Genomic DNA, 22,599 nt, shown 5'->3' on the forward strand with positions numbered 1-22,599 from the left:
AAGCGCTGCGTGTCCTGGGCACGCGGAAGCTCACCCGAGATCACGTGCCGAGGTTCGAGGAGTTCGACCACTGGCGTTGGTACGGGCGGTGTGCCGTGCTCCACGACGACCAGGGGGAGCCGCAGGAGATCTATTTCTGGGGCTTCTCCGGCGACTGAGTCGACCCAGTGGACCAGGTGTGGACCGCCGGGATGGCGAGGGCCCCGGCGGGCGGGGAACGAGCAGGTCAGGCACGTGCGGCAGGCTTCCCGCAGCACCCTCTTGAAAACCGTCGAGGCAGCGATGTCTCCGTGGGTTCAAATCCCACACCCACCGCAGAGGAACGGCCCCCGGCCTGCAGTCAGGTCGGGGGCCGTTCGCATGTCCGTGCCGGGTGACGGCCCGGCGTTCCCGGTGCTGTGAGTCGGTCTGCGGATGCGGTGCGGGGGTGGTGCCGCGATGCTGGAGGGGCCGCATCAGCTGCTAGGAGGGCAAGGATGTCTGTGTTCGACAAGCTCAAGGGGATGCTCAAGGGCCACGAGGATCAGGCCTCCCATGGCGTCGACAAGGCCGGCGACTTCGTCGACGAGAAGACGCAGGGCAAGTACAGCGGACAGGTCGACACCGCCCAGGACAAGCTCAAGGATCAGCTGGGCGGTACGGGGCAGGGGCCGGACACTCCGCCCCGGCAATAGCGCGACGGCGCGAACCGAACGTCGGGGGCGCCCCGGACACGAGTCCGGGGCGCCCCCGACGTCTTTCAGATGTCCGGGGTGCCCGACGTATTCCACGCGACCGCGGCGCCCCCGACGTCTTTCAATGGACCCGTCCGAAGGGCGTCGCCTGAGAAAGAGAGTTCTGTCGTGGTGCGGATCGTGCTGGTGCAGGGGGACATCACCGCCGAGGCGGTGGACGCGATCGTCAACGCCGCCAACTCCTCGCTCCTCGGCGGCGGAGGAGTCGACGGCGCCATCCACCGCAAGGGCGGGCCCGAGATCCTCGCCGCCTGTCAGCGGCTGCGGCGCTCGCACTACGGCAAGGGCCTCGCGACCGGGCAGGCCGTGGCCACCACGGCGGGGCGGCTGCCGGCCCGGCACGTCATCCATACGGTCGGCCCCGTCTGGTCGGCCGAGGTGGACCGCTCGGAGCTGCTCGCCTCCTGCTACCGCGAATCCCTCCGGATCGCGGACGAGTCGGGTGCCCGCACCGTCGCCTTCCCCGCCATCTCCACCGGGATCTACGGCTGGCCCATGGAGGACGGCGCCCGCATCGCCGTGGAGACGGTCCGGGAGGCGCGTACCGAGGTGGAGGAGGTGCGCTTCGTGCTCTTCGACGCGCGCGCGTACGCCGCCTTCGAGGCGGCCGTGGGACAGCGGGACATTTCGTAGGACCCGTGGAGCGCGTGGGATCCGTAGGGCGCGTGGGACCCATAGAGCGCGTGGGACCCGTAGAGGGCGTGGGACCCGTAAGGCACGTGGGATCTGCAGAGCAGGCGGTAGCTGTTGGGTCCGTAGGGCTCACGTTCTGGCCGGGGTCGTTTGTTCGATTCCGTGGTGCGGGCGACTCGCCGTCGCGTTCCGGGGCGACGGCGATTGGCGGGAAATCTGCCGGAACGCTTCCTCCCTTGCGGCGCCCCGCCCCTGCCTGTCCTGAATGCGTTCCACCCCGGTGAGCTGGGCTTTTCTCGTGCTGACCGGGTTTATCGACTTGTTCTCACGCTTGCGGGGGAACAAGGCGCTCCGGGGTGGTTCGCCGGGGATTCGGTGGGCAACTCTGGACTCGCGACGTCGAGCACGAAACGACCGGGGCGGTCGGCCAACTGCCTTGGACATAGCCGTACTTCTAAAGATTCAGAGCAGTGCCCGAGCAGTACAGAGAACCGCAGAGCAGTTTTGTGCGACAGCACCAGTTTTCAGTTCCCGGAGGAACACACATGGCAAGCATCCGTACCGCCCGCATCCTCGCCGCCACCGCCGCCCTGCCCCTCGCCGCCGCGCTCTTCACCGGGGTGGCCCAGGCCGACAACGGAGGATTCGCGGACAACGGATCGAACACGGGCGTCGCCACGATCATCGGCAGCGGCGTGGGTGGGGACAACTTCGGCAACTCGACGACGACGCAGCAGGTGGCGACCGGTTCCGGCGCCTCCAACCAGAACAACACCGCCAGCGTGAACGGCTCCGCCTTCACCCACATCAGCCAGGACAACGCGGTGGTCAACTTCAACAACCCGTGGTGGTAGCCGGAAGCACGGCAGCCGGCCCGACGGGGGGCGTGACCGCGGTGTGAACGACGGCCTGTGCGCCGGTACTTCGGTACCGGCGTGCGGGCCGTCGTGTCGTGTGCCCGCCTTCCGCGAGGGTGCGCGCTCGGTCGTCGACCTTGACAGGGAGATGGAATCTGACGGACAGTCAGAAACCTCGTCGTCCCACGGGAGGCCGTCTCCGTGCACCTCGCCCCGACCGAGCGGCAGCTGCGGCTGCGCGCCGAACTCCGTGCGTACTTCCGGGACCTGATGCCCGACGGTCCGCCGCCCGTCACCGACACCGCCGCCCAGCGCCGGCTGCTCCGCCGGATCGGCGCCGACGGGTTCCTCGGCCTCGGCTGGCCGGAGGAGTACGGAGGGCAGGGCCGCGGCCCCGACGAGCAGTTCGTCTTCTTCGACGAGGCGTACCGCGCGGGCGCCCCCGTCTCGATGGTCACCCTGAACACCGTCGGACCCACCCTGATGACCTACGGGACCGAGGAGCAGAAGGCCTACTTCCTGCCCCGGATCCTGCGCGGCGAGACGGTCTTCGCCATCGGCTACAGCGAGCCCGAGGCCGGCACGGACCTCGCCTCCCTCCGGACGCGGGCGGTCCGGGACGGTGGGTCCTGGCTGATCGACGGCCAGAAGATCTTCACCTCCAACGCCCAGAACGCGGACTGGATCTGGCTCGCCTGCCGCACCGACCCCGACGCGCCCCCGCACAAGGGCATCTCGATCGTCCTCGTCCCCACCGACGCCCCCGGCTTCTCCTGGACCCCGATCGCGACCGTGGGCGGGCTGACGACGACCTCCACCTACTACGACGGGATACGGGTCCCCGCGGGCAACCTCGTGGGGCCCGAGCACGGCGGCTGGGGGCTCATCACCAACCAGCTCAACCACGAGCGGGTCGCGCTCGCCGCGATCGGCATGCAGGCCGAGGACTTCTTCGCCGCCGCGCTCGACCGGGCGCGTACCCCCGATCCGGTGACCGGGCGGCGTCGCGCCGACGAGCCGTGGATCCGGATCCGAGCCGCCGAAGCGCACGCCCGGCTGGCCGCGACACGCCTGCTGAACTGGCGTTTGGTCGGGGACGTGGGGGCGGGCCGGCTGGCCCCCGGGGACGCGAGCGGCGTGAAGTTCGCGGGAACCGAGTCGGCGGTGGAGGTGTACCGCATCTGCCAGGAGATCGCGGGCGGTGCGGGGACGGTGCGGACGGGGTCGCCGGGGGAGTTCGACGGCGGTGAGCTGGAGCGCATGAACCGGGCCGCGCAGATCAACACCTTCGGGGGAGGCGTGAGCGAGGTGCAGCGCGAGATCGTCGCGAGGATGCGGCTCGGCATGAAGGGGAGGGGGCGGCGATGAGCGGCGAGGAACGGGCCGTGGTGAGCGGTGCGGAACAGCCTGCGATGAGCGGTGCGCAACGGTCTGCGGAGAGTGGTGCCGAGCAGCCGCCCGCGCTGTACGAACGGCTCGTGGCCTACGAGGGGCGGCCCGCCGCCACCGCCGGCACCGGCAAGGACCCCGTCAACCTGCCCATGATCAGGCACTGGTGCGAGGCCATGGGCGACACCCACCCCGCCTACCGGGGGCCGGACGCCGTCGCGCCGCCCACCATGCTCCAGGCCTGGACGATGGGCGGCCTCTCGGGGCACACGGACCGCTCATCGGCGTACGAGGAGCTGTTCGGCCTTCTCGACGGGGCCGGATACACCTCGGTCGTCGCGACCGACTGCGAGCAGGAGTACCTGCGGCCGCTGCGGCCCGGCGACGCGATCACCTTCGACACCGTCATCGAGTCCGTCTCGGAGCTCAAGACCACCAAGCTCGGGGCGGGGCACTTCGTCACCACCCGGACGGACGTCCGCGCGGACGGCGAACTCGCGGGCACCCATCGCTTCCGCATCCTCAAGTACGCGCCCGCCGCCCGGCCGCCCCGGAAGGCCGAGTCCCCGCCCGAAGCGAAGCCCGCGCCCCGCCGCCCCCGACCCGTCGTCAACCGGGACAACGCCGGGTTCTGGGAGGGCGTGGCCGACCACCGGCTCCTCATCCAGCGCTGCGGCGACTGCGCGGCCCTGCGCATCCCCTGGCTCCCGGGGTGCGCCGACTGCGGCTCGCCGGACTGGGACACGGTCGAGGCGAGCGGCACCGGGACGGTGTTCTCGTACGTGGTGATGCACCACCCGCCCTTCCCCGCCTTCGACCCGCCGTACGCGGTCGGACTGATCGAACTCGCCGAGGGCGTACGGATGGTCAGCAACGTGGTGGGTGTGCCGTACGACAAGGTCCGGATCGGGATGCCGGTGCGGCTGGAGTTCCTGCGGGCCGACGAGGACCTCGTGCTTCCCGTCTTCCGCGCCGAAGGCGAGGCCTGACATGGACTTCACCCCCAGCGAGGAGCAGGCGGCCGTCCGGGAGCTGGCCGCCCGGATCTTCGCCGACCTCAGCACCCACGATCGGCTCGGGGCGGCCGGCACCGGCACGGACGCCGAGCTGTGGAAGGCGCTCTGCGCCGCCGGACTCCCCGGCGCCGTCGAGGAGACCGGGCTGCTCGGCCTGGTCATGCTCCTGGAGGAACAGGGGCGGGTGACGGCGCAGGTGCCGCTCGCCGCCAGCTGTGCGTACGGGATCCTCGCCGTCGCCCGGCACGGTACGGACGAGCAGCGCGGCCGTCTGCTGCCCGGCCTCCGCGACGGTACGACGGTGGTGACGGGGGCGTTCCCGGCGGCCGGCGGCGTCACCTCGCGCGACGGGCGGCTCAGTGGGGCCGTGGAGTGGGTGCCCTGGCTCAGGGACGCCACCCACGTGCTCGTACCGGACGAGGAGCGGACCCTGTGGCTGGTCCGTACCGAGGACGCGGCCCGGGTCGACCCCGTCGAACTCACCGCACCCTGGTCCGCCGGCCGGCTCGTCCTCGACGGGGCGACGGGGGAGCGGCTCGGGAGGCGCGGTGGGGACGCACAACCGGACTCGCACCCGGACTCGCACCTGGACCCGCACCTGGACCCGCACCCGGACCCCTACGCCGACGTTCTCGCCGCCGCCCGGGTCGCCTTCGCCGGGCTCCAGGCGGGGGTCTGCGCGGGGTCGCTCGCCAGGGCCGTGGAGTACACCTCCGTACGGGAGCAGTTCGGCCGCCCGCTCTCCACCCACCAGGCCGTACAACTGCGGGCAGCCGACGCGTACATGGACACCGAGGCCATCCGGGTCACCGCCTACGAGGCGGCCTGGCGTTTCGACGAGGGCCTGGACATCGGCGAGGCGGCTCTGACGACCGCCTGGTGGGCCTCCGAGGCGGGCAAGCGGGTCGTGCACGCCGGGCAGCATCTGCACGGCGGCATGGGCGCGGACCTCGACCACCCCGTCCACCGGCACTTCCTCTGGGGCCGCCAGCTCGACGCCTATCTGGGCTGCGGTACCGAACTCCTCGCCGAACTCGGCGACCTGCTCGCGGAAGGAGACCCGTCATGAAGGCCGGGGACGAACTGCCGCCGCTGGCGGTGCCGATCACCCGCACCCTGATCGTCGCCGGGGCCGTCGCCTCCCGCGACTACCAGGACGTGCACCACGACGCCGAACTGGCCCGGGAGAAGGGCTCCCCGGACATCTTCATGAACATCCTCACGACCAACGGGCTCGTCGGCCGGTACGTCACCGACCACTTCGGCCCCCGCGCCGTCCTCCGCAAGGTCACCATCCGGCTCGGGGCCCCCAACCACCCCGGCGACACCATGGTCCTCACCGGCACGGTCACCGAGGTCGACGGGAACACCGCGCACGTCAGGGTGGTCGGGGCCAACGGGCTCGGCCACCATGTCACCGGCACCGTCGCCGTGGAGGTGACGCCATGAGCGTCCGCCAACGGGACGGCCTCGGCGGCCGGGCGGCCGTCGTCGGCATCGGGGCGACGGAGTTCTCCAAGGACTCCGGCCGCAGCGAGCTCTCCCTCGCCGCCGAGGCGGTGCGGGCGGCCCTCGACGACGCCGGGCTGACCCCCGCCGACGTCGACGGGCTCGTCACCTTCACCATGGACACCAACCCCGAGATCACCGTCGCCCAGGCGTCCGGCATCGGCGAGCTGTCGTTCTTCTCCCGCGTGCACTACGGCGGCGGGGCCGCCTGCGCCACCGTGCAGCAGGCCGCCCTCGCCGTCGCCACCGGGATCGCCGAGGTCGTCGTCTGCTACCGGGCCTTCAACGAGCGCTCCGGGCGCCGCTTCGGCTCCGGGGTCCAGCAGCGCGAGCCCTCCGCCGAGGGCGCGGCGCTCGGCTGGCAGCTGCCCTTCGGGCTGCTCACCCCGGCCTCCTGGGTCGCCATGATCGCCCAGCGCTATCTGCACGCCTACGGGCTGACGCCGGACGCCTTCGGACATGTCGCCGTCACCGACCGGCGCCACGCGGCCCGCAACCCCGCCGCGTACTTCCACGGGAAGCCGATCACCCTCGCCGACCACGCCGCCTCGCGCTGGATCGCCGAACCGCTGCGGCTCCTCGACTGCTGCCAGGAGACCGACGGCGGGCAGGCGATCGTCGTCACCTCCGTCGAGCGCGCCCGCGACCTGCCGAACCCGCCCGCCGTGATCGTGGCGGCGGCGCAGGGCGCCGGGCGCAAGCAGGAGGCGATGACCAGCTTCTACCGGGACGACCTGACCGGGCTCCCGGAGATGGGTGTGGTGGCCCGTCAGCTGTGGCGGACGTCGGGGCTCGCACCGTCCGACATCGACGTGGGCATCCTGTACGACCACTTCACGCCGTTCGTGCTGATGCAGCTGGAGGAGTTCGGCTTCTGCGGGCCCGGGGAGGCGGCCGACTTCGTCGCGGCGGACGCGCTGCCGCTGAACACCCACGGGGGGCAGCTCGGCGAGGCGTATCTGCACGGCATGAACGGCATCGCGGAGGCGGTACGGCAGCTGCGCGGCACCTCGGTGAACCAGGTACCCGGGGCGGCGCGGAGTCTGGTCACGGCGGGGACGGGGGTTCCCACGTCCGGGTTGATCCTGGGCACGGACGGCTGAGGAGACGGCCCCTGGGGTGGCCGGGCGGGGCGCGTGGTCCTTCACTCGCGCCATGAGCACCTACGCACGGGCTGCTGATGGTCCGTCTTCGCCGTCGCCCTCGCCGTCGTCCCCACCCTCACTGTCGTCCGCGCCGTCGTCCCCACCCTCACTGTCGCCCTCGCCGTCGTCACGGGTGAGGCCCAGGGCGGTTCTCGCCGCCCTGGCGACCGTACTGATCGGGGCGGCCCTCTCCCTCGCCCCGCCCCCCGAAGCCTCGCCCGCCGCCCACACCACCCCCGCCGCGCCCGCGCTCGCCCCCCAGGCCCTCGATCCTCCCGTGCGCTTCACCGGCGGGGCCTTCGACACCTGTGAGGCTCCCGGGCTCGCGGAGATGAGGGCCTGGCGCGGGTCCCCGTACGGGGCCGTCGGGGTCTACTTCGGCGGCCGGGGGCGGGGCTGCCCCGGCCAGCGGGAGCTGAACCGCGCATGGGTCTCCGCCGTCCACACCATGGGGTGGCGGCTGCTGCCGCTGTACGTCGGTTCCCAGGCGCCCTGCGTCGTCTCCGCCGCCAAGCGGCCCTTCGCCCTCGGCAGCAACCCGTGGGACCAGGGCACCCGGGAGGCGGGCGACGCGGTACGGGCCGCGGGGGCGCTGGGGCTGGGCGCGGGCAGCCCGCTGTACCTCGACATCGAGGCGTACCGGGACGGCGACGCCGGCTGCGCCGCGACGACGCTCTCCTTCGTCCGCGCCTGGAACCGGGAGGTGCGGCGGCTCGGGTACCTGCCCGGGTTCTACAGCAGCGCCGACACGGGGGTGCGGGACATCGAGGCACAGCGGCGGGCGGGGACGAAGGACATGCCGGCGGTGATGTGGTTCGCGCGGTGGCGGGGACGGCCCTCGCTGTACGAGGAGAGCGTGCTGCGGCCCGAGGCGTGGACGCCGCACGCGCGGATCCACCAGTACGCGGGCAACGTCTCGGAGTCGTACGGCGGGCACCGCATCCTCGTCGACCGGAACGCGGTGGACGCCCCCGTCGCCCGGGTCGTCCCCACCACCACCCGGACCTCGCCCCCCGACATCCCTGACGCCCCCGGCACCCTCACCGCCCCCGGCACCCTCACCGCGCCCGCCGCTCCCCCCACCCCCGACTCCGAAGGCCCCCGACCCTGACGTGCCCCCGAGCGGTCTCCACCCAGAGGAGGTGGAGGCGTCCCCACCCCTACAACCTGAGGCGGACGGCGGGTCGGGACCTGGGGCCGATCCGCCGGGCACCCCTCCCCTCCTAGCGTGGAGTCATGACTCCGCCACCCTCTGGCCCCGTCTGCGCCGGTGCCTCGCAGTACGCGTCGTACCCGACCTTCTCCTCGTACGTACGGGCGCGTGGGCCCGTGCTCCTGCGCACCGCGCGCTCCCTGACCGCCAACCCCTGCGACGCGGAGGACCTGCTCCAGACCGCGCTCGCCAAGACCTTCATGGCCTGGGAGCGCATCGAGGACCACCGCGCCCTGGACGGCTACGTACGCCGGGCGCTGCTGAACACCCGTACCTCCCAGTGGCGCAAGCGCAAGGTCGACGAGTTCGCCTGCGAGGAGCTGCCCGAGCCCGTCGGGCAGCCGGAGCCGGACCCGGCCGAGCGCCAGGTGCTGCACGACGCGATGTGGCGCGCGGTGCTGAAGCTGCCGGAGCGGCAGCGGCAGATGGTGGTCCTCAGGTACTACGAGGACCTCAGCGAGGCCCAGACCGCCGAGGTGCTCGGGGTGTCGGTGGGGACGGTCAAGAGCGCCGTGTCCCGGGCGCTCGGCAAGCTCCGCGAGGACCCGGAGCTGACCCCCGTACGGTGACCCCGGATGACCCGTACGGTGACCCCGGATGACCCGTACGGTGCCCCGGATCGTGACCCGTACGGTGTCCCGAACAGCGGGCGCACGCGTCCCCCGCCGACTTCCGCCAGTGATCACTGGCAATTTCCGTACTCTTGGGTAGTGACATACCGAGCGGTACGTGCGCAGAATCTCCACACCCCCTTACTGCCACGTAGCGCCCACCGGGAGGACGCCCCGTGTACAGCACCATGCAGGACGTACAGCTGACCGTGAGCCGCATCCTCAAGCACGGGATGACGATCCACGGGAAGTCCACCATCACCACCTGGACGGGCGAGCCCGAGCCGCAGCGCCGCACGTTCGCGGAGGCGGGAGCACGCGCGCATCAGCTGGCCAACGCCCTGCGCGACGAACTCGGCGTCACCGGCGACCAGCGGGTCGCCACGCTCATGTGGAACAACTCCGAGCATGTCGAGGCGTACTTCGCGATTCCCTCCATGGGCGCGGTCCTCCACACGCTCAACCTCCGCCTGCCCCCCGAGCAGCTGGTGTGGATCGTCAACCACGCCGCCGACCGGGTCGTGCTCGTCAACGGCTCGCTGCTCCCCCTCCTCGCCCCGCTGCTCCCGCACCTGCCGACGGTCGAGCACGTGGTGGTCGCGGGCCCCGGGGACCGGTCGGTCCTGGACGGCGTCGCCCCGCGCGTGCACGACTACGACGAGCTGATCGCCGGCCGCCCGACCACGTACGACTGGCCGGATCTGGACGAGCGCACCGCCGCCGCCATGTGCTACACCTCCGGCACCACCGGCGACCCCAAGGGCGTGGTCTACTCCCACCGCTCGATCTACCTGCACTCGATGCAGGTGAACATGGCCGAGTCGATGGCGCTGACCGACCAGGACACGACCCTCGTGGTGGTCCCGCAGTTCCATGTGAACGCCTGGGGCCTGCCGCACGCCACCTTCATGACCGGCATCAACATGCTCATGCCGGATCGTTTCCTCCAGCCGGCCCCGCTCGCCGACATGATCGAGCGCGAGAAGCCGACGCACGCGGCAGCCGTCCCCACCATCTGGCAGGGCCTGCTCGCCGAGGTCACCGCGAACCCGCGCGACCTCTCCTCCATGAAGCAGGTCACCATCGGCGGCGCGGCCTGTCCGCCCTCCCTGATGGAGGCGTACGACCGGCTCGGCGTCCGCCTCTGCCACGCCTGGGGCATGACCGAGACCTCCCCGCTGGGCACGATGGCGCACCCGCCGGCCGGTCTGAGCACCGAGGAGGAGTGGCCGTACCGGGTCACGCAGGGCCGCTTCCCGGCCGGTGTCGAGGCGCGGCTCGTCGGCCCCGGCGGCGACCACCTGCCCTGGGACGGCGAGTCCGCCGGTGAGCTCGAGGTGCGCGGCACCTGGATAGCGGGCGCGTACTTCGGCGGCGTCGACGCGGAGGCCGTCCGTCCGGACGACAAGTTCAGCGAGGACGGCTGGCTCAAGACCGGCGACGTCGGCGTGATCAGCCCGGATGGCTACCTCACCCTCACCGACCGCGCCAAGGACGTCATCAAGTCGGGCGGCGAGTGGATCTCCAGCGTCGACCTGGAGAACGCGATCATGGGGCACCCGGCGGTCGCCGAGGCCGCCGTCGTGGCCGTACCGGACGAGAAGTGGGGCGAACGCCCGCTGGCGACCGTCGTCCTCAAGGAGGGTGCGACGGCGGACTACGAGTCGCTGAGGGCCTTCCTCGCCGACCGGGCCGGCATCGCCAAGTGGCAGCTGCCGGAGCGCTGGGCGATCGTCCCGGCGGTGCCGAAGACGAGTGTGGGCAAGTTCGACAAGAAGGTCATCCGCAGGCAGTACGCGGAGGGCGAGCTGGACGTCACGCAGCTGTAGTCGGCGGAGACGGGAATGCGGTACGGGGAGGGCGCCTGCCCTCCCCGTACCGCTTTCCCGTGCTCTCTTCGCCGCCGCGCTAGTTGGTGCCGATCTTCGCGAGCAGGTCGACGATCCGGGCCTGGACCTCGGCGCTGTTCGCCCGTTCGGCGAGGAAGAGGACCGTCTCGCCGGAGGACAGCTTCGGCAGCTCCTCCGCGGCGAGGCCGGCCGAGGTGTAGACGACGAGCGGGGTGCGGTTGAGCTGCCCGTTCGCCCGCAGCCAGTCGATGATCCCGGCCCGGCGGCGGCGTACCTGCATCAGGTCCATCACCACGAGGTTCGGCTGCGTCCGGGTGGCCAGCGTGACCGCCTCGGTGTCCGTGGCCGCCCGCGCCACCTGCATCCCGCGCCGCTCCAGGGTGGCCGCGAGCGCCTCCGCGATGTCCTCGTTCTCCTCGATCAGCAGGACCCTGGACGGGTGCTGCTCGCTGTCGCGCGGCGCGAGCGCCTTGAGGAGTACGGCCGGGTCGGCGCCGTACGCCGCCTCCCGGGTCGCCTGCCCGAGCCCCGCCGCCAGCAGTACGGGCACCTCGGCGGCGACGGCCGCCCGGCGCAGCGACTGGAGGGCGGTACGGGTGATGGGGCCGGTCAGCGGGTCGACGAAGAGCGCGGCCGGGAAGGCGGCGATCTGGGCGTCGACCTCCTCGCGGGAGTGCACGATCACCGGCCGGTAGCCCCGGTCGCTCAGCGCCTGCTGGGTGGAGACGTCGGGCGCGGGCCAGACGAGCAGCCGGCGCGGGTTGTCGAGGGGCTCCGGGGGCAGCTCGTCGTCGACGGGACGCGGCGCGGGCCGGTTGGCGACCTCGACGGCACCGCCGGGCCCGTCGAGCGGCTCGGGGCCCTCGGCGGAACCCTCGGCGGGCGCCCCTATGGCGTAGGCGCGCCCTTCGGACGCGGCGGGGGCGAGCCCGAGGGCGGCCTCGGGCGACGGCCCCTGCGGGTGGGGCCGGGCCTCACCGGCGGCCGGTACGGGGAGCGCCGCAGGGAGCGAGGGAACCGCCGGGACCGGAAGGTCGCCCCCGGGCGGGGTGGCGAGCTTGCGCCGCCGTCCCGAGCCGTTGGAGGGGGCGCCGGGTGCAGCGGGGGCGCCAGGTACGGAGGTGGCGGAGGGTACGACGGTGGCGGGGGGTACGACGGGGGCCGCCGGGGCGACCGGGGCCGGTGTGGCGGCCGGTGCGGCGGCCGGTGCGGTCGAGCCCGGCGGGACGAAGGGAACGCCCTGCCCGAGGGTCCGGACGCTGAACGCCCGCCCCTGGGTGGAGTCCTGCGAGACCGATGGGTGCTGCGGCTGCGGCCTCGACATCGGTAGCTCGGGAGGCAGCGGTACGGAGCCGGTGCCGGTCGTGGTTGCGGTTCCGGTGGTGCCCCCTGCTTCCGGCGGAGGCGTGACGGCCCGACGGCGCCCGGTCGGCTCGGCGGCCGGGACGGGGTCCTGAGGCCGGCCCTGCGGCTGGACGTGCGGGAGGGGATGCGGCTGCGGAGGCGTGTGGTCGGCGCCGGGGACACCCCGTACGGCCTCGTGCTGCCCCTCGTCGGAAACCGGCAGCGGCCCGAACGGCTCGTCGGCGCGGTCGGCGTCGGCGGGCGGGAGCGCGAACGGCGTCCGGGGCCCGGCCTCGGCCGCGGCCGCCCGTTCCTGCGCGGCGGCGAGGGCGCGGCGCCGGCGCCCGCTCGGCCGCGCCTCGGGAGCGGCCTCGGCGGAGGCGACGGCGGGCAGGGCACGGGCCAGGGCGGGCATGCCCGAAGGCTCGACGGCGACACCCTGCGGCGGCACGGCGGCGCCGAGCGCGGCCCGCCCCTGCGCGCCCTCGGCGGCGGTGACCACGGCCCCTTCGGCGGGCCGCCCGCGCCGACGCCCGGTGGGCTCGACGACGGAGGCACCGGAGGCGGACGGGGCGCCCGAGACGGACGGGTCGGAGTGATCGGCGACCGCGACCGCGAGGGCGGAGTCGGCGGCGGAGTTCTGCTGGGCCGGAATCAGCTCGGCGGCACTCGCGGCGCCGGCCGTGTCTCCCGTACGGCCACGGCGGCGGCCACTGGGCTCGGCGGCACCGCCCTCGGGCGCGATCGGGCTCTCGAGGAACGCGTCCGTGGAGGCGCGCCGGGCCCGCCGCCGCCCCCCACCGGAGGTCTCGTCGGCCCCGTCGGCGAACGCGCCGGGAGCGGGTGCGAGCCCTGGGCCCGGCCCCGTACCGGAAACCGTGTCAGGAGCGACGACGGACGCGGAGCCCGCCGGAGGGAGCTGCGGGGCGGAACCTTCCGGACGGGCCGGTGAGGACGGCTGCGGGGACATTTGCGGGGACGGCTGGGGGGACGGCTGCGGGGACGCCTGCGCGGGCAGCGCGAGCGCCTCCCGCCCGCCACGGCCCCCAGCGCTTCCAGCCCCCGTACCCGTACCCGTACCCGTACCCGTACCCGTACCCGTACCCGTACCCGTACCCGTACCCGTACCCGTACCCGTACTCGTCCCGGTCTCCGAGGGCGGGACCGTGCCCCGTCCGGCGCCCAGCGGGACTTCGAGGACGTACGCGCCGCCGCTCGTCCCCGGCACCTCGTGGGTCTGCACGACGCCGCCGTGCGCCGCCACGACCCCGCGGACGACCGGCCCGTGGACCGGGTCGCCGCCCGCGTACGGACCGCGGACCTCGATGCGTACGACGTCACCGCGCTGTGCCGCCGCGACGACGATGGTGGAGTCGGCCGGTCCGGAGCCCTGTGCGGTGGCCCGGTTCCGGCCGGTCGCGTCGACGCCGGCTACATCGGCGACGAGATGCGCGAGCGCCGTCGCGAGCCGGGCCGCGTCGACCTCCGCCTCGATGGGCGGCGCGTGCACGGCGAACTGGGCGCGGCCGGGCCCGATCAGCTCGACGGCCCCGTCGATGCCGGCGGCCACGACCGAGTCGAGCAGCACGACGGCCTTGTCCAGCGTTTCCGTGCCCTCGTCCAGGCGCTGGTAGCCGAGGACGTTGTCGACGAGCGAGGTCATCCGGGCGTATCCGGCGGCCAGGTGGTGCAGGACCTGGTTGGCCTCGGGCCAGAGCTGCCCGGCGTCGTCGGCGGCGAGGGTGCCCAGCTGGGTGCGCAGCTCCTCCAGGGGGCCGCGCAGCGACTCGGCGAGCACGGCGGTGAGCTGTTCGTGCCGGGCGGCGAGGGAGGCGTACCGCTCCTGCTGCACCTCGCGCTCGGCGGCGTTGCGCTCGGCGCGGTCGGCGAGTTCGGCGGCGTGTTCCTCGACGAGCTGCTCGTACGGCCTGCGGTCGGTGAAGGTCATGACGGCGCCGACGAGCTGGTCGCCGTCGCGGACCGGGGCGGTCGTCAGGTCGACCGGCACCCGGTCGCCCTTCTTCGCCCACAGGACCTGGCCCCGGACGCGGTGCTTGCGGCCGGACTTGAGGGTGTCGGCGAGCGGCGACTCCTCGTACGGGAAGGGCTCGCCGTCGGCCCGCTTGTCGAGGATCAGCGGGTGCAGTTCCTGGCCGCCGAGCTCGCCGGCGCGGTAGCCGAGGATCTGCGCGGCGGCGGGGTTGACCAGGACGACCCGGCCGTCGGTGTCGGTGCCGACGACGCCCTCGGCGGCGGCGCGCAGGATCATCTCGGTCTGGCGCTGCGAGCGGGCGAGTTCGGCCTCGGTGTCGAGGGTGCCGGTGAGGTCGCGGACGACCAGCATGAGGAGCTCGTCGCCGGTGTAGCCGCCGTAGGAGTCGTAGGCCTCCCGGCCGTCCTCCAGGCTGGCGCTGGTCACCTCGACGGGGAACTCGCTGCCGTCCGTACGGCGGGCGATCATCCGGGCCGGCTTGGTACGGCCGTGCTCGTCGGTGCCCTCGGGGCGGCGCATGGAGCCGGGGATGAGGCGCGAGTCGAACTCGGGCAGCAGGTCGAGCAGACCGCGCCCGACGAGCGCGGTGCCCGGCGTCTCGAACATGCCGAGGGCGATGGTGTTGGCGTTGACGACCGTGCCGTTGCAGTTGACGAGCACGAGGCCGTCGGGGAGGGCGTCGAGTATGGCTGCGAGGCGAGCAGCGCCTCGGGATGGCCTGCTGCTCACGACGACGCTTCCTCCCTGACGCACTGCACGTGCTTGCCGATCGGCGGGCCCATCTTGCCCCTCGGGCCGCAGCCTGTCACTCAGGGGAGTCTAAGGGAGCCGCCGGGCGGTACTCCTGCCTCGTCCCCCCGTCACCGCCTTCTCACGCTCTCCTCACTGCCTCCTCATCCCCTGACGAGCGGAAGGACGGGCTCCAGGTTTTCCCAGCGGTCGATCTCACAGCCGTTGGCGCGGGAGAACCGGGCGTCGATCCGCCGGCCCTGCCAGGTGCCGGTGATGTGGGCGAGGGCGGGGCCGCCGTAGACCTGGGTGCAGAGCTGGTCGGCGGGCACGGGCTTGAACGGGTTCCCGCCCTCGGTGGCGAGCTGTTCGAGGCGCTTGCAGGCGTTCTCGGCGGCGGGGTGGTTCCCGCCGGCCCGGTCGTCACACGTCAGGTCGAAGGTGCCGTCGGCTTCGGGGTAGCCGCTCTCGGAGATCGTCACGGTCAGCGAGTCGGGCGTCGAGAGCAGCGGGAGCGGGGGCAGCGGGCCGAGCCCGGCGGTACCGGCGGCGGCGGTGGCGAGGGTGGCGATGGCGAGGCTGCGCAGCATGCGGATCTCCAGGGACGGGGGGTGTGCGAGGGGCGCGGGTGCACGGCGTGCCCGCCCCGTCTAACGCTCCGGGAGCCGGGGCGTTGCGCAAGCGGGGTGCGCCGGGTGGACGGCACGACGTGGCCGTGGGGCTTTGCCCTCGACCCCGGAGGGCTAGTACGGTGAGAATCGATTGGTGACGGGCGGTTCGCCTGTGTCATCATCTGCACGCACCACCCGCGTATGCGCGAGGTGCATGGAGGCGTCGCCTAGTCCGGTCTATGGCGCCGCACTGCTAATGCGGTTTGGGTCTTAAAGCCCATCGAGGGTTCAAATCCCTCCGCCTCCGCCACACCCGAAGCCCCGGCCCCCAAGGCCGGGGCTTCGCCCGTTCCCGGCCTCTTCCCCCTGCCGATCCGAACGTGTGACCCCGGTCTCTTTCACCCGTCTTCCGCCCCGGCACCCCGCTCGGACGCCTCCTGCCCCGGGACGCCTCGACGCGACGTTTTCGCAGGTCACAAGGGGTGTGGCCAATGGATTTCACATGGCGGCGGCAGTCATGTAATGTTCTTCCTGTCGCCGCGAGCGGGTCGAAAGACCGGGGAGCGAAGACAAAACAAAAGAACAAGCACTCGTAGCTTAACGGATAGAGCATCTGACTACGGATCAGAAGGTTGCAGGTTCGAATCCTGCCGAGTGCACAGCAGGACAGAGGCCCCCAGGAGAAATCCTGGGGGCCTCTGTCGTTGTCGTTGTCGCGGCGGCGGGGCCTTCGGGGGGGGGTCTGTGGGGGTTAGGGTCGGATGATCATTCTTTCTCTTCTGTGTGGGGGTGGGGCATGGCGCTCTTCGGGAACGCGCACGCGATCGATCCGGCTCAGGCTCAGCAGGACTTCGCCCGGCTGCTCGGGCCGGGGGAGCAGGTGCACGCCGCGTATCTGCTGATCCGCGACACGATCTTCTTCACCGACCGGCGGCTCGTGCTGGTCGACAAGCAGGGCATCACCGGCAAGAAGGTCGAGTACCACTCGATCCCGTACCGGAGCATCACGCACTTCGCCGTCGAGACCGCCGGCACCTTCGATCTCGACGCCGAGCTGAAGATCTGGATCTCGGGCAGCCAGCTGCCCGTCCAGAAGACCTTCACCAAGGGCGTCGACATCTACGAGGTGCAGGCGATCCTCACGCAGTTCGTCGCCAAGTAGGGCGCGCCGGAGGCGGAGGCTTGTGTGTGTGGGGGGGGAGAATCCCCGGCAAGCCTCCCCTTTTGGGTGAACCTGTCTGATTTGCATGTCAGTTGAATATGCCCTCGGCCTAGCTTGCGTGGCGGAGGTGATGATCGATGGACGCGATCGACATCGATGACTTGGCGTACGTCGCCACCGGCGGGCCCCTGCGGCGGTTGACCGCGCCCGGCGGAGCCCACTGGTTCCCGGTGGTGGACGTGGCGAAACAGCTCGGGTACGCCGGGACCCGCGAGGCGCTGCGCACGGTGGCCCTGCCCGAGGCCTGCCTGGCGTCCGCCCGGGAGCTGGCCGGCGACGAGGAGTTCCTCCGCCGGTGCGGCATCAGGGCCTCGGCGCGGATGGTGAGCCTCCAGGGGCTCGTCCAGCTCGTCGCGGTCTGCGGAAGACCGGAGGCCGCGCCCTTCCGCGCCTGGACCGCCGAAGTCGTGGCCGCCGTCCAGCGGGACGGGCGTTACGACCTCGAACCCTCGCCCGTCCACGCCGGGTTCGTCCTGCCCCCGGAGCTCCTGGACGTCCTCGTACGCCTGGAGGGCCGGTTCGACGAGCAGGCCTCCTCCTGCGCCGAGCGCGACGAGTACGCCGAACTGCTCCGCGAGACCCGGCGCAGCCTCTCAAGGGTCGCCGACTCCCTTGAGAGGCTCGCCGTGCCCCGTCAGCGCACCGGCGCCGCCGTCGCCCTCACCCCGCAGGCACTCGTCGACTCCTGGGCCATCACCGGGGACGTGCGGACCGTCGCGAGCTGCCTCGCCCCCGCCCTCATCCGGGGCGGCGTGCGCTACCGGCCGCAGGACGTCACCCGCCGCACCGGGCTCTCCGGCGAACGCGTCCGGGACTGCGTACGGCTCCTCCTCGAACGCGGCTGCATGCGCGAGGTCGGCAGCCCCGACGCGGACGGCGCCCGTATCTACGTCCTGCCCTGAGCCCGCGGGGCGGGGAAGCCCGGACCGTTCGGGGCGGGGGCGCCGGGGACCGCATCGGAGGTGGCGGAGACCGGACCGCAGGTGGGCGCAGGGAGATGTACGGGCGTGGCGGAGACTGGACCTCCGGTGGGCGCAGGGAGGCGTACGGGCGTGGAGTGGATGTGCCGGGGGATCACCTGGGCCGGCGGTGCCCCCGGGCTGCGCTGGCGGGGCGGCCGGGTCAGCGCCCTCACCTACGGGCAGGACCTCGCCTTCCGCGCCGTCGGCATCCGGCGCTGCCCCGGCGCCCGGGGGAACCCCTGTCCCGTGCACGCCGCCGTCCCCGGACGGGCCACCGGCGGGCGCTGCCCCGAGTGCGCTCGGCTCGATCGGGCCCACTCCGTCGCCGCCGACACCTTCCTGGACGATCCGCAGCCCTACCGGGTGTACCTGGCCTGGTTCGGGCCCGGCATGACCAAGGTCGGCATCACCGCCGAGGCCCGGGGCGGCGCCCGCCTCCTCGAACAGGGCGCCGTCACCTTCAGCTGGCTCGGGCGGGGGCCGCTGATGGCCGCCCGCCGTACCGAGGAGGTCCTGCGCCACGCGCTCGGCGTCCCCGACCGGGTGGCGTACGAACGGAAGCGGGCGGCCCGGCACGCCCTGCCGCCCGCCGGGGACCGGGCCCGGGAGGTCGAGGAGCTGTACCTCCGCGCCCGTGCGGTCGGCGGCTGGACCGAGACCCTGGAACCGCTGGACTTCGCACCGCAGGACCACGCCGGGGCCTTCGGGCTCACCGGGCTGCCGCCGCTCGCCGGTACCGTCGCCGAGCTCGTCGACGGGGGTGTCGTCACCGGGCGGCTGCTCGCCGCCGCCGGGCCCGATCTGCATCTGCTCGCCCCCGACGGGCGCTGCCTCGCCCTGGACACGCGGCTGATGGGCGGGTGGGCGCTCCGGAGCGCGGGGGAGGGGGCCGCCTTCTCCGTCCCCGTGACGGACGTGGCGCCCGCCGTCGACCCGAGCGCGCAGGGAGAGCTTTTCTGACGCGGTGCCCCCGCCGCCACCGCGTAAAGACTTGGATCCCTTTCCCCGGGCGCCGTGGACATCCCCGGCCCCGTCCCGCGAGGGTGATCGCATGACTCCCCAGCTGGTGGCGGGCCTCGAACCGCCCTACTACACAGCCGTGTTCACCTCCGTCCGGCCCGATGCCCCCGAGGGATACGCCGAGACGGCCGCCGAACTGCGCGAGGTGGTCGGTGCCGTGCCCGGGTTCCTCGGCTACGAGTCCGCCCGGACCCCCGGCGGCATCGGCATCACCGTCGCCTACTTCCGCGACCTGGAGGCGCTCGATGCCTGGCGGCTCGACACCCGGCACCAGGCGGCCAAGGCGCACGGGCGGGAACACTGGTACGACAGCTACAGCGTCCACATCGGCAAGGTCGAGCGGAGTTACAGCTTTGAGCGCGAGTGACAGCAGCCAGAGCGGCCACAGCAGTGAGGGCAGTGACATCAAGGCTCTTCTCGACCGGCTCGGGATTCCCGGGCTCGTCGACGTGCACACGCACTTCATGCCGCAGAACGTCCTCGACAAGGTCTGGGCCTACTTCGACGCCGTCGGTCCCCTGACCGGCCTGGAGTGGCCCATCACCTACCGCGAGGAGGAGGACCGTCGGCTCGCCCTCCTGCGCGGGTTCGGCGCGGTCGCCTTCACCGCGATGCTCTACCCGCACAAGCCCGGCATGGCGGCCTGGCTGAACTCCTGGGCCGCCGACTTCGCCGCGCGTACCCCCGACTGCCTCCACACCGCGACCTTCTTCCCCGAACCGGGCGTCGACGGATACGTCCGGGACGCGCTGGCAGCCGGTGCCCGGGTCTTCAAGGTGCACCTCCAGGTCGGCGGCTTCGACCCGGCCGAAACCCTGCTGGACGCCGTGTGGGGCACCCTCGCCGACAGCGGGACCCCGGTCGTCGTGCACTGCGGCTCCGGACCCACCCCGGGTGCCTTCACCGGCCCCGGGCCGATGGGGCGGGTGCTCGCCCGCCACCCCCGACTGCGCGTGATCGTCGCCCATATGGGGATGCCGGAGTACGGGGAGTTCCTCGATCTCGCCCAGCGGTACGAGGGCGTCCACCTCGACACCACCATGGCCTTCACCGACTTCAGCGAGCGGCTCGCACCCTTCCCCGAGCGGGAACTCAAGCGGCTCGTGGAGCTCGGAGACCGGATCCTCCTCGGCTCCGACTTCCCGAACATCCCGTATCCGTACGTACACCAGCTCCACGCCCTGGAACGCCTCGGGCTCGGGGACGACTGGCTCCGGGCGGTCCTGTACGAGAACGGGGCCGCGTTGTTTCACGTGAAACGCTGAGCCCTGAGGCCGCCGTGCCCCTGAGGCCGCTGAGCCCCGGAACCCCTGAACCGCCCCGGGCCTTTCTCAGGGAATTCACAGGAAAGGGCAAGAGGCCTCTCAGCGGCGCCCGACAGCGTGGGCCCATGACCGTCACCACACACCGCACGAGCACAAGCACGAGCACCGGCACCGGAGCCCGTACTGGCACCCGCGCCGAGCTGCTCCGGGCCGACGGAACCGCCGTCCGGGTCCTCGTCGTCGACGACGAGGACTCGCTCGCCGAGCTGCTCTCGATGGCCCTGCGGTACGAGGGCTGGCAGGTGCGCAGCGCGGGCGACGGGGCCGGGGCCCTGCGCACCGCACGCGAGTTCCGGCCCGATGCCGTGATCCTCGACATCATGCTCCCGGACGTCGACGGGCTGAGCCTGCTCGGGCGGATCCGGCGCGAGCTGCCCGACGTACCGGTGCTGTTCCTGACCGCGAAGGACGCCGTCGAGGACCGGATCGCCGGGCTCACGGCGGGCGGCGACGACTACGTCACCAAGCCCTTCAGCCTGGAGGAGGTCGTGGCCCGGCTGCGCGGCCTCATCCGCAGGTCGGGGGCCGCGCTCGCGCGCAGCGAGTCGCTGCTCGTCGTCGGCGACCTCACCCTCGACGAGGACAGCCACGAGGTCACCCGGGAGGGGGTCTCCATCCACCTGACCGCGACCGAGTTCGAGCTGCTGCGCTATCTCATGCGCAATCCGCGGCGGGTGCTCAGCAAGGCGCAGATCCTCGACCGCGTCTGGTCGTACGACTTCGGCGGCCAGGCCAACGTCGTCGAGCTCTACATCTCCTACCTCCGGCGGAAGATCGACGCGGGGCGCGCCCCGATGATCCACACCCGGCGCGGGGCCGGATACCTGATCAAGCCGGGGGAGTAGCCACCGGTGTTCCGAGGTGCAGGGCGGCGGCCGTGGTCGCTGCGGACCCGTCTCGTCGTCTCGGCGGTCGCGCTGATCGCGGTCGTCGCGGCCGTCATCGGCACGGTCACGACGATCGCGTTCCGCTCGTACCTGTACGACCAGGCCGACGAGCAGGTCGACGGTCTCTCGCAGCGGGCCGCCGGGCCGCCGGCCGTCCTGCCCCTGCCCGATCCGGTCCGGGACCGGGAGCCGCTCGCCTTCCTCGGCGGCCCCGGGGTCCCGATCGGCACCGTCGGCGCCGTCGTCACCGACACCGGCGTCTCCTACGCCGGGTACTCCACCGAGGAGAGCGGGGGCGGTGGGACGGGGCCCCGCTTCCCCACCAAGGCGCTCGACGAGGCCCAGCGGGCCGTGCTCGCGGCCGTCCCGCGCGACGGCGAGCCGCACACCGTCGAGCTGCCCGGCGGCCTCGGCTCCTACCGGGTCGCGTACGCGGAGGGCAGCCACGGCACCTTCCTCACCGGCATCCCGCTCACCGAGGTCGAGGACGCCCTCTCCACCCTCGTCCTGGTCGAGCTGAGCGTCACCGGCGCCGGGCTCTTCGCGGCCTCGCTCGCCGGGACCGTGCTCGTCCGGGTCGCCCTGCGGCCACTGCGGCGGGTCGCCGCCACCGCCGGTCAGGTCGCCAAGCTGCCGCTGCACAGCGGTGAGGTGGCGCTCCATCAGCGGGTCCCGGAGACGGAGGCCGACCCACGGACCGAGGTCGGACAGGTCGGCGCGGCCATCAACCGGATGCTCGACCACGTCCACTCGGCCCTCGACGCCCGTCAGCAGAGCGAGACCCGGGTCCGGCAGTTCGTCGCGGACGCCAGCCATGAGCTGCGCACCCCGCTCGCCTCGATCCGGGGGTACGCGGAGCTGACACGGCGAGGCCGGGAGGAGTGCGGGCCCGACACCCGGCACGCGCTCGGCCGGATCGAGTCGGAGGCGACCCGGATGACGGGCCTGGTGGAGGACCTGCTGCTGCTCGCCCGGCTCGACGCCGGTCGCCCGCTCTCGTACGGGACCACGGATCTCGTCCCGCTCGTGGTGGACGCGGTGAGCGACGCCCGCGCCGCCGGGCCCGAGCACCACTGGAGCCTCGAACTGCCCGAGGACGGCGGGACTCCGGTAAGGGCGGACGGCGCCCGGCTCCACCAGGTCCTCGTGAACCTGCTCGCCAACGCCCGTACGCACACCCCGCCCGGCACGAAGGTCACCGCGAGGGTCCGTACGGGAACGGGCGCCATGACGGTGGAGGTCGAGGACGACGGTCCCGGCATCCCGTCCGGCCTGCTGCCCACCGTCTTCGAGCGGTTCGCGCGCGGCGACGCCTCCCGCTCCCGCAACGCCGGCTCCACCGGCCTCGGCCTCGCCATCGTCCGGGCTGTCGTGCTCGCGCACGGCGGCGAGGTGAGCGTCGAGAGCGCCCCGGGCCGGACGGTGTTCACCGTCCGGCTCCCGGCCGACCGGGCTTCCGGCGCGCATCCCCGCTGACCGGGCTTCCGGCGCGCTTCTCCGTGGAACGCGGTTCCTGACACGCACTCACAGGCGGCCCACAGCCTCGTCA

At 72.9% G+C, this 22,599-nt stretch carries 20 protein-coding genes and 2 tRNA genes; 20 read left to right on the forward strand and 2 right to left on the reverse strand.

Annotation, left to right across the window (positions count from 1 at the left end; translation table 11 throughout):
* The first annotated feature begins 476 nt into the window (after nucleotides 1-476).
* The 11 genes from V4Y03_RS17260 (at nucleotide 477) to V4Y03_RS17310 (ending at nucleotide 10,936) form a co-directional block, all read left to right on the forward strand.
* Nucleotides 477-674 (forward strand): antitoxin, encoded by a 198-nt coding sequence (locus V4Y03_RS17260; RefSeq protein ID WP_317874928.1) that lies wholly within the window; start codon nucleotides 477-479, stop codon nucleotides 672-674.
* Nucleotides 675-842: 168 nt separating this feature from the next.
* A complete protein-coding gene (locus V4Y03_RS17265; RefSeq protein WP_317874929.1) occupies nucleotides 843-1,367 on the forward strand; it encodes an O-acetyl-ADP-ribose deacetylase in 525 nt (174 codons plus the stop codon).
* 545 nt (nucleotides 1,368-1,912) lie between these two features.
* Nucleotides 1,913-2,221, forward strand: a complete 309-nt coding sequence (locus V4Y03_RS17270) for a hypothetical protein (RefSeq protein WP_332435496.1) — start codon at nucleotides 1,913-1,915, stop codon at nucleotides 2,219-2,221.
* Between the two features lie 204 nt (nucleotides 2,222-2,425).
* Nucleotides 2,426-3,592 carry an acyl-CoA dehydrogenase family protein gene (locus tag V4Y03_RS17275; RefSeq protein ID WP_332435497.1) on the forward strand — a complete coding sequence of 389 codons (1,167 nt, stop codon included), beginning with the start codon at nucleotides 2,426-2,428 and terminating at the stop codon, nucleotides 3,590-3,592.
* Between the two features lie 44 nt (nucleotides 3,593-3,636).
* Nucleotides 3,637-4,602 (forward strand): bifunctional MaoC family dehydratase N-terminal/OB-fold nucleic acid binding domain-containing protein, encoded by a 966-nt coding sequence (locus tag V4Y03_RS17280; protein WP_332437205.1) that lies wholly within the window; start codon nucleotides 3,637-3,639, stop codon nucleotides 4,600-4,602.
* Between the two features lies 1 nt (nucleotide 4,603).
* The gene (locus tag V4Y03_RS17285) at nucleotides 4,604-5,698 is read left to right on the forward strand and encodes an acyl-CoA dehydrogenase family protein (protein WP_332435498.1); all 1,095 of its coding nucleotides are present in this window, start codon (nucleotides 4,604-4,606) and stop codon (nucleotides 5,696-5,698) included.
* Nucleotides 5,695-6,078 carry a MaoC/PaaZ C-terminal domain-containing protein gene (locus V4Y03_RS17290; protein WP_317874933.1) on the forward strand — a complete coding sequence of 128 codons (384 nt, stop codon included), beginning with the start codon at nucleotides 5,695-5,697 and terminating at the stop codon, nucleotides 6,076-6,078. Before V4Y03_RS17285 ends, V4Y03_RS17290 begins: the two co-directional genes overlap by 4 nt.
* Nucleotides 6,075-7,241, forward strand: a complete 1,167-nt coding sequence (locus V4Y03_RS17295) for a lipid-transfer protein (protein WP_317874934.1) — start codon at nucleotides 6,075-6,077, stop codon at nucleotides 7,239-7,241. The genes V4Y03_RS17290 and V4Y03_RS17295 overlap by 4 nt, the downstream gene beginning before the upstream one ends.
* Before the next feature lie 175 nt (nucleotides 7,242-7,416).
* Nucleotides 7,417-8,394, forward strand: a complete 978-nt coding sequence (locus tag V4Y03_RS17300; protein ID WP_332435499.1) for a DUF1906 domain-containing protein — start codon at nucleotides 7,417-7,419, stop codon at nucleotides 8,392-8,394.
* Between the two features lie 125 nt (nucleotides 8,395-8,519).
* Complete coding sequence (locus V4Y03_RS17305) at nucleotides 8,520-9,065, forward strand: SigE family RNA polymerase sigma factor (RefSeq protein ID WP_317874936.1); 546 nt, start codon at nucleotides 8,520-8,522, stop codon at nucleotides 9,063-9,065.
* A 218-nt stretch (nucleotides 9,066-9,283) separates the two neighbouring features.
* Nucleotides 9,284-10,936, forward strand: a complete 1,653-nt coding sequence (locus V4Y03_RS17310) for a long-chain fatty acid--CoA ligase (RefSeq protein WP_317874937.1) — start codon at nucleotides 9,284-9,286, stop codon at nucleotides 10,934-10,936.
* A 79-nt stretch (nucleotides 10,937-11,015) separates the two neighbouring features.
* Here V4Y03_RS17310 and V4Y03_RS17315 read toward each other — a convergent pair whose 3' ends face one another.
* Together V4Y03_RS17315 and V4Y03_RS17320 are read right to left on the reverse strand one after the other, a co-directional pair.
* On the reverse strand, nucleotides 11,016-15,023 hold the full coding sequence (locus V4Y03_RS17315) for a PAS domain-containing protein (RefSeq protein WP_332435500.1): 4,008 nt from the start codon (nucleotides 15,021-15,023) through the stop codon (nucleotides 11,016-11,018).
* Between the two features lie 164 nt (nucleotides 15,024-15,187).
* Nucleotides 15,188-15,613: an SSI family serine proteinase inhibitor gene (locus V4Y03_RS17320; protein WP_317876389.1), complete on the reverse strand. Its 426-nt coding sequence runs from the start codon at nucleotides 15,611-15,613 to the stop codon at nucleotides 15,188-15,190.
* Nucleotides 15,614-15,850: 237 nt separating this feature from the next.
* On the opposite strand from V4Y03_RS17320, the gene V4Y03_RS17325 reads away from it, so the two are divergent.
* From V4Y03_RS17325 to V4Y03_RS17365, 9 genes are all read left to right on the forward strand, one after another.
* A tRNA-Ser gene (locus V4Y03_RS17325) sits at nucleotides 15,851-15,944 on the forward strand.
* Between the two features lie 276 nt (nucleotides 15,945-16,220).
* Nucleotides 16,221-16,293, forward strand: a tRNA-Arg gene (locus V4Y03_RS17330).
* Between the two features lie 137 nt (nucleotides 16,294-16,430).
* Nucleotides 16,431-16,796, forward strand: coding sequence for a PH domain-containing protein (locus V4Y03_RS17335; protein WP_030204774.1), 366 nt, complete (start codon nucleotides 16,431-16,433; stop codon nucleotides 16,794-16,796).
* 137 nt (nucleotides 16,797-16,933) lie between these two features.
* Nucleotides 16,934-17,758, forward strand: a complete 825-nt coding sequence (locus V4Y03_RS17340) for a BRO family protein (protein WP_332435501.1) — start codon at nucleotides 16,934-16,936, stop codon at nucleotides 17,756-17,758.
* Nucleotides 17,759-17,917: 159 nt separating this feature from the next.
* Nucleotides 17,918-18,778 carry a DUF2797 domain-containing protein gene (locus tag V4Y03_RS17345; protein WP_332437206.1) on the forward strand — a complete coding sequence of 287 codons (861 nt, stop codon included), beginning with the start codon at nucleotides 17,918-17,920 and terminating at the stop codon, nucleotides 18,776-18,778.
* Nucleotides 18,779-18,869: 91 nt separating this feature from the next.
* Nucleotides 18,870-19,205, forward strand: coding sequence for an antibiotic biosynthesis monooxygenase family protein (locus V4Y03_RS17350; protein WP_332435502.1), 336 nt, complete (start codon nucleotides 18,870-18,872; stop codon nucleotides 19,203-19,205).
* Between the two features lie 37 nt (nucleotides 19,206-19,242).
* Nucleotides 19,243-20,103 (forward strand): amidohydrolase family protein, encoded by an 861-nt coding sequence (locus tag V4Y03_RS17355; protein ID WP_332437207.1) that lies wholly within the window; start codon nucleotides 19,243-19,245, stop codon nucleotides 20,101-20,103.
* Nucleotides 20,104-20,228: 125 nt separating this feature from the next.
* Nucleotides 20,229-21,008, forward strand: a complete 780-nt coding sequence (locus tag V4Y03_RS17360) for a response regulator transcription factor (protein ID WP_332435503.1) — start codon at nucleotides 20,229-20,231, stop codon at nucleotides 21,006-21,008.
* 6 nt (nucleotides 21,009-21,014) lie between these two features.
* On the forward strand, nucleotides 21,015-22,526 hold the full coding sequence (locus V4Y03_RS17365) for a sensor histidine kinase (RefSeq protein WP_332435504.1): 1,512 nt from the start codon (nucleotides 21,015-21,017) through the stop codon (nucleotides 22,524-22,526).
* The last annotated feature ends 73 nt before the right edge of the window (nucleotides 22,527-22,599 follow it).

Source organism: Streptomyces sp. P9-A4 (assembly GCF_036634195.1).
Taxonomy (GTDB): Bacteria; Actinomycetota; Actinomycetes; order Streptomycetales; family Streptomycetaceae; genus Streptomyces.

What these genes read in the sequence shown, in the direction of transcription:
- V4Y03_RS17260 (WP_317874928.1), top strand. Translation starts at nt 477, where the DNA reads ATGTCTGTGTTCGACAAGCTCAAGGGGATGCTCAAGGGCCACGAGGAT.
- V4Y03_RS17270 (WP_332435496.1), top strand. Translation starts at nt 1,913, where the DNA reads ATGGCAAGCATCCGTACCGCCCGCATCCTCGCCGCCACCGCCGCCCTG.
- V4Y03_RS17280 (WP_332437205.1), top strand. Translation starts at nt 3,637, where the DNA reads ATGAGCGGTGCGCAACGGTCTGCGGAGAGTGGTGCCGAGCAGCCGCCC.
- V4Y03_RS17285 (WP_332435498.1), top strand. Translation starts at nt 4,604, where the DNA reads ATGGACTTCACCCCCAGCGAGGAGCAGGCGGCCGTCCGGGAGCTGGCC.
- V4Y03_RS17290 (WP_317874933.1), top strand. Translation starts at nt 5,695, where the DNA reads ATGAAGGCCGGGGACGAACTGCCGCCGCTGGCGGTGCCGATCACCCGC.
- V4Y03_RS17295 (WP_317874934.1), top strand. Translation starts at nt 6,075, where the DNA reads ATGAGCGTCCGCCAACGGGACGGCCTCGGCGGCCGGGCGGCCGTCGTC.
- V4Y03_RS17305 (WP_317874936.1), top strand. Translation starts at nt 8,520, where the DNA reads ATGACTCCGCCACCCTCTGGCCCCGTCTGCGCCGGTGCCTCGCAGTAC.
- V4Y03_RS17320 (WP_317876389.1), bottom strand. Translation starts at nt 15,613, where the DNA reads ATGCTGCGCAGCCTCGCCATCGCCACCCTCGCCACCGCCGCCGCCGGT.
- V4Y03_RS17335 (WP_030204774.1), top strand. Translation starts at nt 16,431, where the DNA reads ATGGCGCTCTTCGGGAACGCGCACGCGATCGATCCGGCTCAGGCTCAG.
- V4Y03_RS17340 (WP_332435501.1), top strand. Translation starts at nt 16,934, where the DNA reads ATGGACGCGATCGACATCGATGACTTGGCGTACGTCGCCACCGGCGGG.
- V4Y03_RS17345 (WP_332437206.1), top strand. Translation starts at nt 17,918, where the DNA reads ATGTGCCGGGGGATCACCTGGGCCGGCGGTGCCCCCGGGCTGCGCTGG.
- V4Y03_RS17350 (WP_332435502.1), top strand. Translation starts at nt 18,870, where the DNA reads ATGACTCCCCAGCTGGTGGCGGGCCTCGAACCGCCCTACTACACAGCC.
- V4Y03_RS17360 (WP_332435503.1), top strand. Translation starts at nt 20,229, where the DNA reads ATGACCGTCACCACACACCGCACGAGCACAAGCACGAGCACCGGCACC.